The sequence below is a fragment of the Bartonella sp. AP65SXKL genome, assembly GCF_042195725.1.
Lineage (GTDB): Bacteria > Pseudomonadota > Alphaproteobacteria > Rhizobiales > Rhizobiaceae > Bartonella.
On record NZ_JBHIOW010000010.1, the window covers coordinates 26,900 to 42,623 of the forward strand.

General features: G+C 38.5%; 12 protein-coding genes and 1 pseudogene. All 13 read right to left on the bottom strand.

Translation table 11 applies throughout. The features are described from left to right. Positions 1-1,069 precede the first annotated feature (1,069 nt). Positions 1,070-1,252: pseudogene (locus ACFIMP_RS06805) on the bottom strand (type IV secretory system conjugative DNA transfer family protein); the annotation flags it as partial. 248 nt (positions 1,253-1,500) lie between these two features. Next, complete coding sequence (locus ACFIMP_RS06810) at positions 1,501-3,129, bottom strand: BID domain-containing T4SS effector (protein WP_375621529.1); 1,629 nt, start codon at positions 3,127-3,129, stop codon at positions 1,501-1,503. A gap of 515 nt (positions 3,130-3,644) precedes the next feature. Next, positions 3,645-5,561, bottom strand: coding sequence for a Ti-type conjugative transfer system protein TraG (gene traG / locus ACFIMP_RS06815; RefSeq protein ID WP_375634755.1), 1,917 nt, complete (start codon positions 5,559-5,561; stop codon positions 3,645-3,647). A gap of 155 nt (positions 5,562-5,716) precedes the next feature. Next, a complete protein-coding gene (locus tag ACFIMP_RS06820) occupies positions 5,717-7,351 on the bottom strand; it encodes a BID domain-containing T4SS effector (RefSeq protein ID WP_375686161.1) in 1,635 nt (544 codons plus the stop codon). Between the two features lie 10 nt (positions 7,352-7,361). Next, positions 7,362-7,577: an antitoxin VbhA family protein gene (locus tag ACFIMP_RS06825; RefSeq protein WP_375610603.1), complete on the bottom strand. Its 216-nt coding sequence runs from the start codon at positions 7,575-7,577 to the stop codon at positions 7,362-7,364. A 65-nt stretch (positions 7,578-7,642) separates the two neighbouring features. Then, positions 7,643-8,713: a P-type DNA transfer ATPase VirB11 gene (gene virB11, locus ACFIMP_RS06830; RefSeq protein ID WP_375613571.1), complete on the bottom strand. Its 1,071-nt coding sequence runs from the start codon at positions 8,711-8,713 to the stop codon at positions 7,643-7,645. Then, positions 8,710-9,870 carry a type IV secretion system protein VirB10 gene (virB10, locus tag ACFIMP_RS06835; RefSeq protein ID WP_375613570.1) on the bottom strand — a complete coding sequence of 387 codons (1,161 nt, stop codon included), beginning with the start codon at positions 9,868-9,870 and terminating at the stop codon, positions 8,710-8,712. The genes virB11 and virB10 overlap by 4 nt, the downstream gene beginning before the upstream one ends. After that, positions 9,863-10,729 carry a P-type conjugative transfer protein VirB9 gene (gene virB9, locus ACFIMP_RS06840; protein ID WP_375612192.1) on the bottom strand — a complete coding sequence of 289 codons (867 nt, stop codon included), beginning with the start codon at positions 10,727-10,729 and terminating at the stop codon, positions 9,863-9,865. The genes virB10 and virB9 overlap by 8 nt, the downstream gene beginning before the upstream one ends. Continuing rightward, positions 10,726-11,430 (bottom strand): VirB8 family type IV secretion system protein, encoded by a 705-nt coding sequence (locus ACFIMP_RS06845; protein ID WP_375610599.1) that lies wholly within the window; start codon positions 11,428-11,430, stop codon positions 10,726-10,728. The genes virB9 and ACFIMP_RS06845 overlap by 4 nt, the downstream gene beginning before the upstream one ends. Next, the gene (locus tag ACFIMP_RS06850) at positions 11,384-11,686 is read right to left on the bottom strand and encodes a type IV secretion system protein VirB7 (RefSeq protein ID WP_375610598.1); all 303 of its coding nucleotides are present in this window, start codon (positions 11,684-11,686) and stop codon (positions 11,384-11,386) included. Before ACFIMP_RS06850 ends, ACFIMP_RS06845 begins: the two co-directional genes overlap by 47 nt. A gap of 210 nt (positions 11,687-11,896) precedes the next feature. Beyond that, positions 11,897-12,883: a TrbL/VirB6 family protein gene (locus tag ACFIMP_RS06855; protein ID WP_375686172.1), complete on the bottom strand. Its 987-nt coding sequence runs from the start codon at positions 12,881-12,883 to the stop codon at positions 11,897-11,899. Then, positions 12,870-13,355: a type IV secretion system protein VirB5 gene (locus ACFIMP_RS06860; protein ID WP_375686162.1), complete on the bottom strand. Its 486-nt coding sequence runs from the start codon at positions 13,353-13,355 to the stop codon at positions 12,870-12,872. Before ACFIMP_RS06860 ends, ACFIMP_RS06855 begins: the two co-directional genes overlap by 14 nt. Beyond that, complete coding sequence (locus tag ACFIMP_RS06865) at positions 13,352-15,706, bottom strand: VirB4 family type IV secretion/conjugal transfer ATPase (RefSeq protein ID WP_375612194.1); 2,355 nt, start codon at positions 15,704-15,706, stop codon at positions 13,352-13,354. The genes ACFIMP_RS06860 and ACFIMP_RS06865 overlap by 4 nt, the downstream gene beginning before the upstream one ends. Between the last annotated feature and the right edge of the window lie 18 nt (positions 15,707-15,724).

Genomic DNA, 15,724 nt, shown 5'->3' on the forward strand with positions numbered 1-15,724 from the left:
TGTATGGGATGTATCAATCGTTTTGTGATGCTTTTGAAAAGCTTTTCTGATGTTTCCTTTGTTTATTATCTTGTACTGTAAAATGCTGGTATTTAGGACGCTGATATGAATCCCATAAGTAGTCAGAAAATGGATTTTCTATAAATTGACTCTGGGTAAAATCTTCGTTTTTTGAGGTGTAAGGAAGAGGTCAAAAAGAAAAATGTTGCTTAAAATTGTTTTTTTCCTTTAACAAAGTTGTTTGCAAGAGCGCTTTGATGAGGAGCGTGGATATAGCGGGTGTAATCGCTCTTGGTTAGCGGATGGTGCTGGTACTTTTCATACACAGCTCTCAGATTGGTGAATCTATGGGCAAAAGCAGTCATCAAAAATTTTTCTCCATTATGTTTTTCTTATTGTTCCATATGAATATCTTGCCATACGAACATCTCTTTTGTGTATTTTTGCAACAAAATGTTTTTTATTTTTGTATTGTTGCTCTTATTATATTGCGCTGCTTTAAGATCCATAAGAGAGGAAACCCTTTCTTTGGTTGGGGAGAAAAGCCTTTTTCAGCGCTTTATCATTAAAATAGAACACTTTATGATATCGTAAAGGGGGAAAAGCTTGTATAAGAATGATTTATTCATTTTGATGTATATCTTAAATATTTTTTGGGAAAAAATCGATGTTCTTGAGTGTAGGTGTTTTGAGAGTTGTTGTCTCAAAGATCAACCGTTTTTTTTAAGTCTTGATATTGGTGATTAGCGTTGTGAAATGTTTTTGCTTGTTTGTAGGGGATAAATTATAAACAAAAAGCTTTGGAGGAATGTATTTGCAGGACGTTCTCAAGTGGAAATGTTGGTTTGGTTATAGGTGATTTGAGGGGGGTGGACTTTCTTGTAAAGACGATGGGTACTGGTAAAACGATACACAAAATACAAAAAGGAAAACACACGGATTTTTTATCATGTTTTCCTTATGTGTGAAGAAGCGGTCAAAAACTTTTTGTTAACGGGTTTTTAAAAAATAGAAATGTATGTTGTTTTTGTGGTTGGTCTTTTCATAGTTAAGATCTCATAATAGGAAGTTAGTTTTTCTTTTGTGGAGCAAAGCGGTTTTTTGCAGCTGCGGCTAACATTTCTTTCCTTCTGAAATAGATGGCGCAACCACATCGCGAAGGGGAGCCTTGCATCAGAATAATTTGTTCATCTTGACGCATTTCTCGGATAACTTCGTGGGGTAAAATGAGTGCTCTTTTTAAAATATTCATATAACCACGAAAATCGACTCCATCTAAGACAAATAAAATAGGCTTTTGTAACTTTCGTCGGTAGTAATCATGACGTTTAAAAGGAATTAACAATTATCCTGTCCAATTGCTTTGGATATGGTGTATATGCTATGTGCAAAATTGGTGGTAGGGCGCTTAAGTAGTCTGTTTTTTGCATGTATGATAAGAATATTAAAATATCTCTTCCACATAGGTGTTTAAATCAAAAAAACAAAGTTTCATATTTTTTAGTTGGCCATAGCAAGTGTATTTGAACGATTTTGTGTGCGTGTGTAGAATTGGCTATGAGTGTTCCTTGCTTTTTGAACAATGTCGGTAATTTCTCGTGCTTTCTGTTCTGATATACCAATACTTTGTGCAAGTGTTTCATAATCTTTGTTTGTGATCGCACTACATTCGTTTGATGAGAGACGATGTTCTAAACTGTTTATAAAAGTACGGAGCTCTTGGTGTAATTGAGGAGATTGAGACAAGATTTCTCTTTGTTTTTCCGGTGATAAAGCAAAAATATTTTGCAAGTTTTGACTGGGATTCTCTACCGCTTTTCCAAGGCGTTCTTGTTTAATTTTATGGTCTCGAGTGACTATATTATAGGTAGCTTCTACAGTATACACATAATTCTCAATTGCAAGAGAGAGCACATCAAGATAATTTCGAGCGTGTACACGTGCCGGATTTTGTAGACCACATATACTAAAACCTGCAAGAGGAGAAACAGAGTGCGGTGCCTGTTTAATCTGATTAGCAAACTGTCTGCCTAATTCTGGATTTTTAATAATCTCTTCTATCTGTTCGTTTAATACGTTTGCGTCACCATAAACAGTTTTTGCGTAAGCTCGGACTTGCTTTTGAGCTTTGAGAACGTAACTATCTAGCGCAACTGTTTTGGCACATTCACTTTTTGTGAGAGGCGCTAATGTTTCTTTTGGAATAAGCGTGTTTTCAAGCTCTTTGCTGTTGGGGGCGGTAAAGGTAATGATATCACCAGGTTTTAGTGTTTTTAATCGTTCTGGTGTGAGATCATCTTTGCTACCAATGATGTAAGTTCCTTGCACATCGAGTATAAAACCTTCTGAATAACAACCTTTATAAGTTCCTATATAGGTTTCTCCTGCCTTTGTTGCTATAACAAGGCGATCATCCACGTTGCGTCCCGTATTGTTTATGTGGTCCATAAATTCTTTTAAAAGACGTATTTTGGGGGGATTGGAGATATCCTCAAAAAGATCTTTCAACAGTTGTGTATTGCTATATTGCATTGCTTCGCTACAGGCAGCCATCATACGTTTTTGTGTGACAAGCGAAAAGTCAAGCTGATGTCCTGCAGCTTTGGCAAGATTTTCAAAAAAGACTTGTTCTGTGTGCTCATTGCCATCTATGAATGGGTGGATTTTGTGAAGAGAATAAAATAGACTCGTTGCTTCCTTGACAAATTCTTCGCGTGTTAAGCCTTGCAAATTGTCTTTTTCGGCAAGCGTTTGATCTAATTTTTGTAAGAGTTCAGGGATTTCTTCACCGGTTGCAAAATTATTGCCCCATTCCATTCTTTTCATTTCTGGCATGGCGGCAATGCTATCGTCTGTAAATGCGAAGGGGATATGGCGCAGATGTCCAGCCCATACAAAGGTATTTTTAAACAATTGTTGGTGGATATGGCATAGATAAGTTGAATTAAAATATTCTGGCAGGGGTTCTGCACGCAGATTGATCATGGCTTTTTGCCTATCATGTGAGCATTTTTCCAGAAAGCGTTTTAAATCTGTTTCTCCATATCTATTTTTGAGAATTTGGGTACCAAGATAGATATAATTATGGGGTGAGGGAATTCCTTTTGTTTTTTCTTTTGCTTTGGGCATTGTTACATTCCTTATAATGTTACATTGTCTATGAGAGTGTGTTAAACTTTTTGTTTGAAAATCCCCCACGCATATTGTTTTGAGATGTTGAGACTTGGGTGAGGAAAAATCCCTCAAATTCGTAGGTGTTTTTGAGTGTATCAATCTTTATCTTGGCACTTTTTTCTTTTACTGAGAGAGAATGGTTCATTTGGGTTGTTTTCATGCATATTGTCTTTTAATTTTTTTGTAGAAAAATTTCCCTATAAAAGCGGTGCCTTCAAAAGTTTCCTGATAGGATTCTCAAGGCATAGATATGATTGGTATTTATTATTTGGAGATGAGGAGAGTGCTTTATAAAGAAAATTGGCATTGGTAAGCACAGGCATAATACCATCATTTAAAGACTTTTCCCCATATTTTTCTTGTTGTATCAAGCGGGAATTCCTTCTTTATAGGCTTTTATGAGATAGAATCTCTGCTTTTATCCTTTGATGTTTTTGTTTTGATGCATGGCCTCCATTAGAGGGTGCTTTTTAGTTTTTCTTTTGTGGAGCAAAGCGGTTTTTTGCAGCTGCGGCTAACATTTCTTTTCTTCTGAAATAGATGGCGCGTCCACATCGCAAAGGGGGTTGTCCTTGCATCAGAATAATTTGTTCATCTTGACGCATTTCTTGAATAACCTCATGGGGTAAAATCAGGGCTCTTTGTTGGTAATTGACGTTGTATGAACTCTTTCCTAAAGATAAGCCTCTTGATTTGTTCGTTCCGGTTACTTCAACGGTCATTTGACCACAGCGTTCTGAAATGTCTTTGGCAGTTTGGAGATCTTTAATGGCAGCATAGCTGACAAAGGAACAACTTTCAAACCATGAACGTGCTCCTGCTTCTCCAAAGTGGTTGACCAACTGGCCAGAGGATTGATAGAAGAGCATCAAGGATGTACCGTATTTACGTCCACGGTCGCGGGCTTCTTCTAAAATATTCATATAGCCTAAAAGATCAACTTCATCTAAGACAAATAAAACACGCTTTTTATAGTTACCGTCTGCTGTAACCATGGCATTGAGAAAGGCGCCAATAATCACACGTCCAATAGCAGGATAACTGTTTAAAATGCTTGCGGGGAGATTGAGAAAAACATCTGTATTGCCATTGGTAATATCTGAGGAAAAAAAATCATCTCCGCAGACAAGATCTGCATAATTGGATAAAGAAAGCCATTGGGTGTCTTTTGAGGCGGTGGTATAAACCCCTGAAAAGGTTTGCTCTGCCATTTCTGTAAAAATACCAACCATTTCACGAATAAAAGGAGAAGGTGTTGTTTCTTGAATCATGCGTAATTGATTAACAACAGCTGTTTCTGATTGAGAGAGAATACCACGCAATGTTTTTAAATTGCGCTCGCTGTCTTCATATTCATCAGAAAATACAACATGAGCAAGAAGAGCTGTTAATAGATTATGGGCTTGTGTTGAGAAATATTCCGCTGAAGAATTGTCTGATTTTTTATCTGTAAGAAGCAACTTTGAAAAGCTTACAATATTTGCTTCGCGTTGTGTGCGTGGTACGCTGTCGTCTAAAAGCCAATCGATGACATTAAAGTTTTTTGTTAACAATGAGTTAGGATCGAGAACAATGACATTTCTATTTCCCATTTTTTGACGCGCAAATTTGACCATTGGGGCAACTTCTGTTGAAGGATCAAGACAAATAATAGACCCTGGATAGGTTAAACACGTAGGAACTACTGTACTTGTTGTTTTATAGCCACCAGAACCAGCAAAAAAGATCATATGAGTTGAACCAAAATCAAGATTAAAGGTTAGCAAAGGGGCTGTTCCACCCTTTCCCCATGTTGTTTTATTGCCAGGTGCAAAGGGAATGTTGCACACATTATCTTGATCGACACGGTATCTTTCACCCACAACAATTTGCCCATTGGCAGGAAAGATTTTTGCTGCCTCTCTTAAATTCATCCAAGCGGCCTCACCAAAAATACCTTTTTTTGCACGCTTGACTTTACTTTTAGGGGGAAGGGTTGTTACGAATTGAATGATGGAAAAAAAAACACCAATGATGATGCCAAAAACAACCATGGGGTCCATGAATTGAAGAGCATAGCCCCATGTTATTCCTTGTTGGCCAACATAGGGACTTAAACGTTTTATTTCACCACCAATATAGTAAAGAGCGGTTGTTCCAAAAAAGACAACGGAGACAAAAGTGATCATTTTACGCAGGTGTAGTTTTTGCGAGAGACTATACAACAATGAAACAGCAGCCGTTAGTGCTAAGACTAATAAAGGCTCAGAACGAAGTGTCCAATAAATTTGATCGCTTTTTAGTCCATTTGTTATAAACAATAAAAAATGAGGGACAAGGAATATCGTTAAAGCACCTAAAGCGATCGGTGTTAAAATGAGTACCATTTGTGTTTTGGTATATTTCATTGTATTTTACTTTCAATTCTGTCAGAATATGTTGCGAAATGCTCTTTTCCAGGTGTGTGATATGAACTCTCATCTCTTTTTGCAAAGGTGCAGATAACGCCAAACAGTTTTCGCTTATGAGCCTTTCTCATTAAGGAGGAAGGTTTTGTCTATTCTTAGCAGGCCATAGCGAATGCTTTGGAACGGTGCATTGTGCATACTTGTGCTTGCTGGTGTACTTCTTTGGTTTGCTTAATAATTTGTGTAATTTGTTTGGCTTTATTTTCTGATACACCAATGCTTTGAGCCAATGTTTCATAATCATTATTTTGAACTGCTTTATGTTCATTTGGTGAGAGACGGATGTTGATCTTTTTTACAAAGTTGCTGAGCTCTTTTTGACATAAAGGATTTTTTGCTAAAGCTTCTTGCTGTAATTCTTTTGGCAAGGCGAAGAGGTCTTGCAAGCTTTGACTTGGCATTTCTACCATTTTTGCAAGGCGACTTTGTTCTGTTGCATGTTCTTGCGTAATTTCCTTTTCAGCATATTTTACAGCATGCGCAAAATTTACAACGGCAGTACAGAGCATCTCAAGATGATTTTTAGCGTTTGCACGTGTCTGATTTTGTAGTCCACATAAACTGAAACCGGCAAGATGAGAAATAGAGTGCGGTGCTCTTTCAATCTGGTTGGCGAGCTGTTGGCCTAAGCTTGGATTTTTGATGATTTCTACCATCTGTTTGTTTAATGTTTTTGTACTACCATAAACAATTTTTGACAATTGCTGGACCTGTTTTAGGCTTGCGTGGACACAAGAATCTTCTGCAACCATTTGGGCCGTTTCATTTTCTGTCAAAGGGGCTAATCTCTCTTCTGGAATGAGAATGCTTTCAAGCTTTTTTGTTTTGGGAACGGTAAAGGTAAATCTATCACCAGGTTTTAATGTTTTGAGTTGTTCTGGTGTGAGCTGTTCTTTATTGCCGATGATGTAAGCGCCTTTCACATTGAAAGCAAAGCTATCATAACCAGCACCCCTATAGGTGCCTGTGTAGGTTTCATCTTCTTTTGCAACCATAACAGGACGATCATTAACATTGCGCCCAAGTTCTTTCATGTTGCTCATGAATTCCTTTAAAAGAAGTATTTTATTGGGATTAGAGATATCTTCAAACAGATGTTGTATTGGTTCTAGATCACCATTTTCTGCTACAGCAACACTGGCGAGCATCATGCGTTCTTTTGTAACAAGTGAAAAGTCAAGCTGATGCCCTGCTGCTTGAGCAAGCTTTTCAAAAAAGACCCGTTGTGTACGTCCATTGCCTTCTCTAAAAGGATGAAGTTGGTTAAGGGCGTTAAATAAGCTTATTGCTTCAGCGTTAAATTTCTCGCGCGTTAAGCCTTGCAAATTATCTTTTTCGGCAAGCGTTTGATCTAATTTTTGTAAACCGTCTTGGATTTCATCGCCGAGTGCAAAAGGATTTTCCCATCCTGTTCTTTTCATTTCGGGCATGGCGGCTATGGTGCCATCTTCAAATGTAAAGGGGAGATGGCGCATATATCCAGCCCATTCAAAGGTATTTTTAAATAAGTGGTGATGAATAGAGCATAGATAGGAGCTATCAAACTTTTCTGGTAAGGGGGCTTCACGCAGATTAACCATTGCTTCTGCTGTATCATGTGAGCATTTCTCCAGAAAGGATTTTAAGTCTTTTATTCCATATTTATTTTTGAGTGTTGTGGTGTTTGGGTAAACATAATGATGGGGAGAAACTATCTGTATATTTTTTGTCTTTGCTTTTGCTTTTGGCATCGTAGCTTCCTTATAATTTTACGTTGTCCATAAGAGTGTTAAATTCCTCGAGTGAAATATTTCCCTTTGCGTATTCTTCTAAAATTTTGAGTGTTGTAGGATGAAGCGCTATTCCCTCTATCGCATGGGTGCTGATGGCTGCTTCAACGGCTTCACGGCGTTTTTTTAATTCTTCTTCTGTCATCGATAAAAGATTTTCTCTATTTTCTGTTTCGTTGGTTTTCATGCATTTTTCCTTTTATTTGCAATCGTTTCTTTAAAAGAGCCTTTGGCAGCCGGTGTGATCTTCCTTTAGTCCCCTCCAAAGATGTTTCGTTGTTTGAAGGGATCGTAATAAATTTCTGTGACTTTAAATTTTCCTTCAATCCGTTTGCATTGGATGATGATATCAATCATTGAAATCAACAGTCCTCGAATATCATCACGCTCTAAATCACCACCGCCTTCACTTTCTTTGACCAAAAGGGTCATCTGCTCAAAGGCTGCAAGGGCTGTTGAGGCATGAACCGTTGTAATGGAGCCTGGATGACCTGAATTGACATTGCGGATATAATAAAAGGCTGTACCATCTCGAAGTTCTTGCAAAAGAATACGATCAGGACGCATCCGTAAAGATGATTCAAGCAACTCTTTGGGGCCAACGGAGGCTAAGCCTTGTCCATCTTTTGAATAGAACATTGAGACATGGTTAGGGTGTGGTATCACCAATTCTTGTGTATCTTCGATGGTGATAATACGCTCTTCTTGAGGGATTTTTGCGATTAATGCTTTTGATAATGTTGTTTTACCCGAACCGGTTTTTCCCGCAATTAAAATATTTTTCTGGCATTCTACAGCTTGATTTAAAAAGGAGACAAAGTCTTTATTACAGTAGGCATGAGCTAAGTTATGCTCGATGATTTTGAGTTCGTTAAAACGAGAATGATAGTCATGCAAGGGCGTGAAAGATACCCGTTCACATAGCGAGAAGAGGCCCTTATTTGCGAGCTCTTCGAGAGAAAAACTCTGCGATGACGGTTTACGAATTGTCATACTAATCGTGTCTTTTTCGACAGCGGGCGGAATGACAATTTGAATACGCTCATTGCCTGGTAGCGTTGCAGATAATATTGGGTTTTTGTCCGATATGTTTTGCTTGGAATAGGATGCGACAACTTTCGCAATCCCCATAAGCTCATTAAAAGAGAGCCCCGGTGCTTCTATTGTTTTCCATCCATCAAATCCTTCAGTCATGACTTGATAGGGACGATTGATAACAATTTCAAAGAGTCTATCATCTTTCAAAAAAGCACTGATGGGTTCAAGTTTTGTGAGAACAATCGCAACGGTTTCATCGCTCATGGTATGTAAGTTTGAGTTCATTCTAAAGTTACCGCAGAATTTTTGTAAAAGTTTCTTGAAACAGCTCGATTGATAATCTGTTTTTTGTTTTCGATGACTTTCAATTTATAAACGCTGGAAAAATCTAAATCGCGGGCAACAAAGATATTCACCATTTCCCCTTGGTTTTTGGATAATGTTGGAGGAATATTGGCGTAATTTTCTACGAGAATGTTTGCGATGTTTTGTCCTGAAGAGATTGTTTCAGTTTCTTCTTTTTCCTGTTTTTTTGATAAACGTTTATTGGCATAGTGTGTTGCATCTTTTATTAGTGAGACAAGAAGCGCAGACCCAATCCTCTCGAGCCAATGGTTATCAATATCTCCATCCATACCAGAACGCCCTAAAGCATCCGTTGCCGGTGAAGCTAAAGATATAATGATACCATTGGGGGTTTTTGCTCTATTCCATAGTACAAAGAGACGTGTTTGGCCTTTTTTCAATCCGGCGCGATATTCACCAACAATTTGGGTGCCTTTATCAAGAAGCACAACACGACCATTGTCTGATAAGATATCTCTGGAGATGATACAACTGGCAAAACCTTGTTGATCACTGTTGATGGCTGTTTCTAAAATACAAGGAATAGAAGTTCCCATCGCGATGATGTAGTTTCGATTGCCAAGGGTTGAAGCACGAATACCTTCAAGCACTGTGGGTTTGAGAAGATGATTAAAACGTTGTGTCGTTTCATCAGGTTTGCTTTCAAGTTGGTGAGGCAAAGCACCATTATTTGTTTGTGAATCTATTTTGCCTTGTTGTGTACTTGCATAAGCTAATACAGGAGCACGTTGTGCTGCTTCCAGCAGTGAGTTATCAGAATTTAATTGATTGATGTTTGGTGTTGGTAGCTCGACTTTTGGTAATAGAGCGTTATTTCGTTGAGGCTGTTCAAAGGGGGGAGGGGTAGGCTTTGCAGGACGAAAAAGCTCTGTTTGTTTTATAACTTTTCCTTCTTTTGAAGATTCAATGGGTTGCTTTTTGTCTGTAACAAGTGTTGAATAGGCTAAATAAAGACAGACACTGAAAAGAATAATAAGAGCAATAGCTTTCCCCGCATTGTTCTGTTGACTTTTCCCTTGAGCATTTTTTATTGTATCGCGATCATTAATGCTTTTTTCATCCACGGTGTTATTCATGGCTGCTTCCTAGGTTCACTTTACGTTGTACAGATGGTGATGTCGTACCTGTTTCAGGATTAATTCCTTTTGGTACGAACCTTTTGTTAAAGATGCACAATACTTCATTCCCACGTCGTAGCGTGAATTGTGCAGCTGTTGCATGAACAATAACCTTGTTGCCTTTAATCGATTTGGGAATAAGCGCTTCTTGCCCATCAGGCGATACAATGTAAATGGCAGGGATTTCAATGTTGCCTAAAAAGGTAAAGGTTGTTGTTTTCCCATTATCATAGACAGAAGCAGGTTCAATAAGAGATGAGCCTTGAGCTTCATAAGCCCAATTGCGTGGTCCAAAATCTTCATGGATATTTAAAATATCATTGACAAAGTTTTCTTCACGTTGTTTTTCTTTTTCTGCTTCGGCTAATTTCTTACGTAAGGCTTCATCTTCTGGATAACGAAACTTTACCAAGAAATACGTCTCATTGCCGGCTGAAACATCGCCTTCACGGACTTGTAGCTCGAATTGATAAGAGCGTTGTGTTCCATCTTGGCGGCTTGTGACAATTTGTAAATTTGTCACAGGCTGAACTTCACGTGGTTTGAGAAAAACAAAGTGTCCAGCCGGTGCAACTTGCCAAGCAACCGAATTTCCAATTCCTACATAGGTTACTTCTTCATCAACGGCAAATTCTAGTTGAACCGAAGAGCGAATGGAGCCAATGATTTGTACGACGTTGTAGGGGTCATAATTGACAAATCTGATGCGGTTATCTTTACGTGCACTGACAGGCGCTGTTTCCGCAAGTGAGAGAGCTGTGTGAAAGCTGACAGTGATCGTAAAAATTAAAGAGATTGTTTGTAAAAGTCTGATCATTTTATCACCTCTGGATCAGATCTATATTCCGATACTTGAAAACCAAGAGGGTTGATAAGACGATCAGACGTTGAAATGTGTGCGTTCACGTAGGAAAAATTTAAGATTGAAATCCAATGGGAAATATTTTCTTTTTCATTCAAGTCTCTGATCGTTTTATAGTAACGAACTTGGATAAGATCTTTACTTATAAAAGAGATTGATTTGATTGTGATCGTAGCAATCATGTTATGATAAATATTTTGCGGACTTTCTGGATTATTGCCCGCGTACCATTTTGCAAAACGGTTTTGTTCTTTTGGAGAAGATAAAAGAGAGACTAAGCGAAAATTGTTTTCTGCTTCTGATGCTTGAAAACCTTCACGAGCGCGAACATATTGGCTGGCAAAATAACGCGTTATCGCTTCATCATAGTCGTTAGGGGATTCTTTTAGGGCGCTTACAGTATCAATAATGCCTGTTGAGTTATCAACGCGGATAACAAAAGGCTCTACCGTTTTCAAAGGTGTCAAAGCTGCGACAGCTAAAGCCAGCGCAATTGTCATCAATCCAAAAAGCACTGTTAAAGCCATGGAGATTTTCATCCGCACGCGCATGCTATGCATGCGATCAATGTCAAATGAGCGCGCTTCTTTTATATATTCTTCAAGGGCATCACTTTTCACGCATAACCTCCACAGTTTTATCAGATCGTGCTTCATGAATAACCGGCTTTAATAAAGCTGAATTGGCTGTTACTTTTTCACTTTCCAAAGTATTGAGAATGATGGGAGTGGTAACAGGCTTTACACTCTTTTCTGGGTAGACAATGTTTTTATTGTCCCAATTCCACTTATCTTTATTTAAAGCGCGTGTATGTTTGCCATTACAGCGTGGTGGTTTTTTAGGGCCACTCAAAGAGGCACAACCAGTAAGAGCGATTGTTAGGACCATAACAAAAGTTATTTTTCGTTTCATTTTTTGAACTCACAAATATCTTGGAATACAATGCATGAGAGCCTTTGTTCTGAACATTTTTACAAGTTTATGTGATGCAAGGTTTTGATTGGTTTTATTGTTAGACCCAAGATGTTAGATCTTATCTGGAACAGGATCATGGCGTGTACGCCAAAGGGCGCACACAAGGCAAAAACAAAAATGCTTATTCTTTTAAAGAGGTGCTTTATCTTAAAATCGACCACGACCGCCTCCATATTTACCTGCTTTTGCTGCCGCCCCTGCCGCACTTCTAACAGCGTTACCGGCAGCTCCTGAGATTTGTGAAGTGGCACTTTTTACTGCATTGCCACTCGCTCTTGCACCATTGGAAAGCATTGTAAAAATCTGTCCTCCTGAAGAGACACCAGCGTTAAAGTATGGTCCGCCAGAGGCCAGCGCTGTTGCAATACCAGGAAGCGCACGGAAGATAATAACTCCTATGATCGAAATGACGATGACAGGGGGAAAAAGAACATAAATTGATTCATATGAAACTTTGAGAACCTGTAGGATAACTTGACATATAATGGTTCCAAGCATGATTACGAGAACTTGTAAAATGGTAAAATTGATCAAAGTTGTAATCCATGCATCGGAGTATTTTCGCGTTGCATTGAACAAATACAAACTAATGAATAGAGGCCCAAGACCTATAATCATGACGAGTGCAACTTGTGCAAACATTTGCACAATAAAACCACCTATACAAAAAAGAATAACCGCGAGAAGCATGATAGAACCAAGAAGACCCACAATGATCTTTTCAAAAAACCAAGCATTGTATAAGACTTCTTGATAACGCGAACTTGCCTTTAACAAAATATAATCAAAAACATTGGAGCTTGCAGGATTACTGTTAAGCGCATTCCCAATAGCATTGGATAAATCATTGAAGAAAATATCCTTGACATAAGTATTAAATGTATCCGCATTCGTTGCCATTGTTGTAACAACAACGATTTTAACAACATTATTGAGAAGACTATGCATGGAAAGCGCAACGCGACCTGTCATAACATTATAGCCATAAAGAAAGATAAAAATGATTGCGGCGAGATTTAAGGGCGCTGAAATAGCAGAAGACAGCCCACTCACCGTCGTGTCCATCACATTATCAAGGGGTTTTAAAATATACCCAGAAACGCTTTCAAAGGGAGAAAAACTAAAGTCTGACATTTGTACTTGTACTTTCAAGTTTTTCTTTTAATTCTTTTTCTTTTTCTTTTAATTGTGCCTCAAGATATTTATGCTTTTTTTGTTCCTTTTCTTCACGTAATTCATCTTTTGTCTTCGTATCTCTTGCTTGAATCATATCAAGAGACTGAAGTTTTAAAGAAGCTACTTGAAGATCGGCTTGAAGAAGAGAAAGCTTTACTTGAAGATCTTGTCGAAGGGCTTGCAATTCTTCTGGTTTTGTGTCTGGTTTTGATTTAATATTTTCAAGTTGTTGACTTATGTCTTTGATTTTTTTTGCAGTTTCAGTTGCGCTTTTATAAATGTTTTCAGCTGTTTCTGATTTTGCAGCATCTAATTTTTGTGTGTTCTCGAGTGCTTGTTTATAATATTCATCCACATCAGGTGTTGTTTGCGCTATTGCATGAGAAATAAAAGAAAAAGATAACAGTGTAACTAAGCCATATTTTTTCATTGATTTTTTCTCCTTTGATAAAATATGGGCAGCCATTTGTCAGGGGCAGCTCCATATTCGTTGATAATTTCATTCATGAGTTCAATGTTTTTTGTTGTGCCGCTTAAAACGGCGATCTCATCATTCATTCCACGTAAGTTAAGTTCTGCAACGACGGAACTTTGTCCTTGTTTGATGAGAAAACGACGGGATTCTCTGCTTAACTCTGACTGTATCAGTTCAAATTCACGCTCAGTAAGTTTGAAAGCTTCGACATAATCATTGTAATTTGCTTTTTGATTTGGAAAAAATATTTGGGTGGGGCATTGCTCAATGATTGTGTGCGCGATTGTTGAGTTCAAAGCATCTTTAGGGCTTTGTGTTGCAAAGAGCATCATGCCATTTTGTTTACGAATTGTTTTTAGCCGATCTTGCGCAAAAGCTTTAAATGAATCATCTTCTAAAGCTTTCCAGAATTCATCAACGACGATAATGATGCGCCGCCCATCAATCAGATCAAGAATGCGGTGAAAGAGATACATCATTAAGGGGCGCCGAATTTCTTCATTATCTAAGAAATCGGTCATGTCATAGCCAATGAACTGCGCATTTAAATTGAGATCATCTTGGTCATTATCAAAAACCCATCCTAAATCATTGCCTCTAATCCAGCGTTGCAGCCGTATGGCAATTCCTTCTTTGGATGTGTTGTCAAAAAACAGTTGAAGGGCACCAAGAGAGCGCTGGGTTGGGGGTAAGTTTTCCAAGGAATCAATGGCTTTGGCGATATCTTGTCGCTCTTCTTCTGTTACGATTTGCCCTTCAGCGGTCACCAGCTTTAAGATCCAATTACGAAGAAAGATTTTATTTTTTTCGGTGTATTCCATGCCCTTTAAGGGAGCAATACCCGTGGGCTGCCCATTTTTTAAAGGTTTGTATTTCCCTCCTCCAGCCCGTACAAAAATCTCTGCTCCTTGATCTTTATCAAAAAAAACCATTGTTGGATTGTGTTTTTGTAATTGTGCAAGAAGAAAATTAACAATCACTGTTTTACCAGATCCTGATGGACCACAAACAAATGTGTTTCCAAGATCGCCATAATGAAAATTAAAATAGTAAGGTGAACCAGCCTGTGTTTTTAGCAATGCGACAGCAGCTCCCCAAACATTATCGTTCAGTTTGCCAACAGGGAAAGAATGGAAGGGCGATAAAGCGGCAAAATTTCTGCTGGTAATGGCGCCTGAACGCGCACGATAGCTAAAGTTTCCAGGAAGCTGTGCCCACCATGCTGCTTCCAATCCTAAATCTTCTCTGGCAATCACGGCTCCTCCATTGGTTAAATGGGAACGTGCTTTTGATAAGTTTTCAGACAATATTTTAGGATGATCAGCAAAAACAGCTAAAGAAATGTGGTGTTCTCCCAAAACAAAACGGTTTGATTCTAAATCATCTAGCGCTTCATCCAGTGCATCGATTTGTGAGCTAGCACGGTCAGCTGCATTGATCATTTGATTTTGTTTGCGGCTCATAATCGCACTGGCGGCTGCCTTACTTTTAAAGACAAAGGATTGTGTTAAGATGAATTCAAATGGCACCGTAAGCAGACCATCAGTCATACCTGGGCGTGTTTTAGAAGGATACTCTTTCCATCCAAACATGCCCACAAAGCGTTCATTGCTTTCATGGCGAATTTCGATAATTTCTTTCCCAAAAATAACACGATCCGAGTAAATTGTTGAAGCAATAGTTCCAAATGTGAGAGGAATACGCTCACGTCTTCCCCCTACTAGCTGGTGGAGAAATTCACTTTGTTCGGCAAATAAAAGTCCTTCATGTTCATAGATGGATAGCAGACGGACTTCATACTCTTCCAAACCTTGCATAAGATCTTGACTTAACTCTTCGAGTTTACGAATAGCTTCCTCGTCGGGCTCAGATTGTGTTTTCTTGGCTTTGCTCAAGCGCTGAAAAAATGAAACCAGCTTTTCTGTTTTATCCGCGGCCGGATTCCAAAGCAGTGAAATAAATAGATCATTTCTATACAGTTCTTGCGAAACCATTTTCTTTTTATATTTTTCATCTAATGTTGTTGCAAAAGATGAAAGAAAATGACCCTCTGGGTATATCGTTTCACGGCGGCGGATGATGTGAGAATATAAAGCAAGCCGCTCATCTGCGATATTTTTTAAAAGGGTGTTTAATTGGTTGTGTAAAGAATTTAATTGATCAATATCCGCAGTGTCGAAATTTATACCTTCAACAGCCATCACAACCATTAAACAGCGTGAATTTAAAGCAACGACATGTTGGTTGATGTAGCGTATATAGGGAATATATTCTTCAGGCAAAGTTTCCCGTTTCATTATTGACATCTGTTTCACCAGTTTCGT

Coding starts and splice junctions, on each gene's coding strand:
- ACFIMP_RS06810 (WP_375621529.1), bottom strand. CDS start 3,129: ATGCCCAAAGCAAAAGAAAAAACAAAAGGAATTCCCTCACCCCATAAT.
- traG (WP_375634755.1), bottom strand. CDS start 5,561: ATGAAATATACCAAAACACAAATGGTACTCATTTTAACACCGATCGCT.
- ACFIMP_RS06820 (WP_375686161.1), bottom strand. CDS start 7,351: ATGCCAAAAGCAAAAGCAAAGACAAAAAATATACAGATAGTTTCTCCC.
- ACFIMP_RS06825 (WP_375610603.1), bottom strand. CDS start 7,577: ATGAAAACCAACGAAACAGAAAATAGAGAAAATCTTTTATCGATGACA.
- virB11 (WP_375613571.1), bottom strand. CDS start 8,713: ATGAACTCAAACTTACATACCATGAGCGATGAAACCGTTGCGATTGTT.
- virB10 (WP_375613570.1), bottom strand. CDS start 9,870: ATGAATAACACCGTGGATGAAAAAAGCATTAATGATCGCGATACAATA.
- virB9 (WP_375612192.1), bottom strand. CDS start 10,729: ATGATCAGACTTTTACAAACAATCTCTTTAATTTTTACGATCACTGTC.
- ACFIMP_RS06845 (WP_375610599.1), bottom strand. CDS start 11,430: ATGAAGCACGATCTGATAAAACTGTGGAGGTTATGCGTGAAAAGTGAT.
- ACFIMP_RS06850 (WP_375610598.1), bottom strand. CDS start 11,686: ATGAAACGAAAAATAACTTTTGTTATGGTCCTAACAATCGCTCTTACT.
- ACFIMP_RS06855 (WP_375686172.1), bottom strand. CDS start 12,883: ATGTCAGACTTTAGTTTTTCTCCCTTTGAAAGCGTTTCTGGGTATATT.
- ACFIMP_RS06860 (WP_375686162.1), bottom strand. CDS start 13,355: ATGAAAAAATATGGCTTAGTTACACTGTTATCTTTTTCTTTTATTTCT.
- ACFIMP_RS06865 (WP_375612194.1), bottom strand. CDS start 15,706: ATGTCAATAATGAAACGGGAAACTTTGCCTGAAGAATATATTCCCTAT.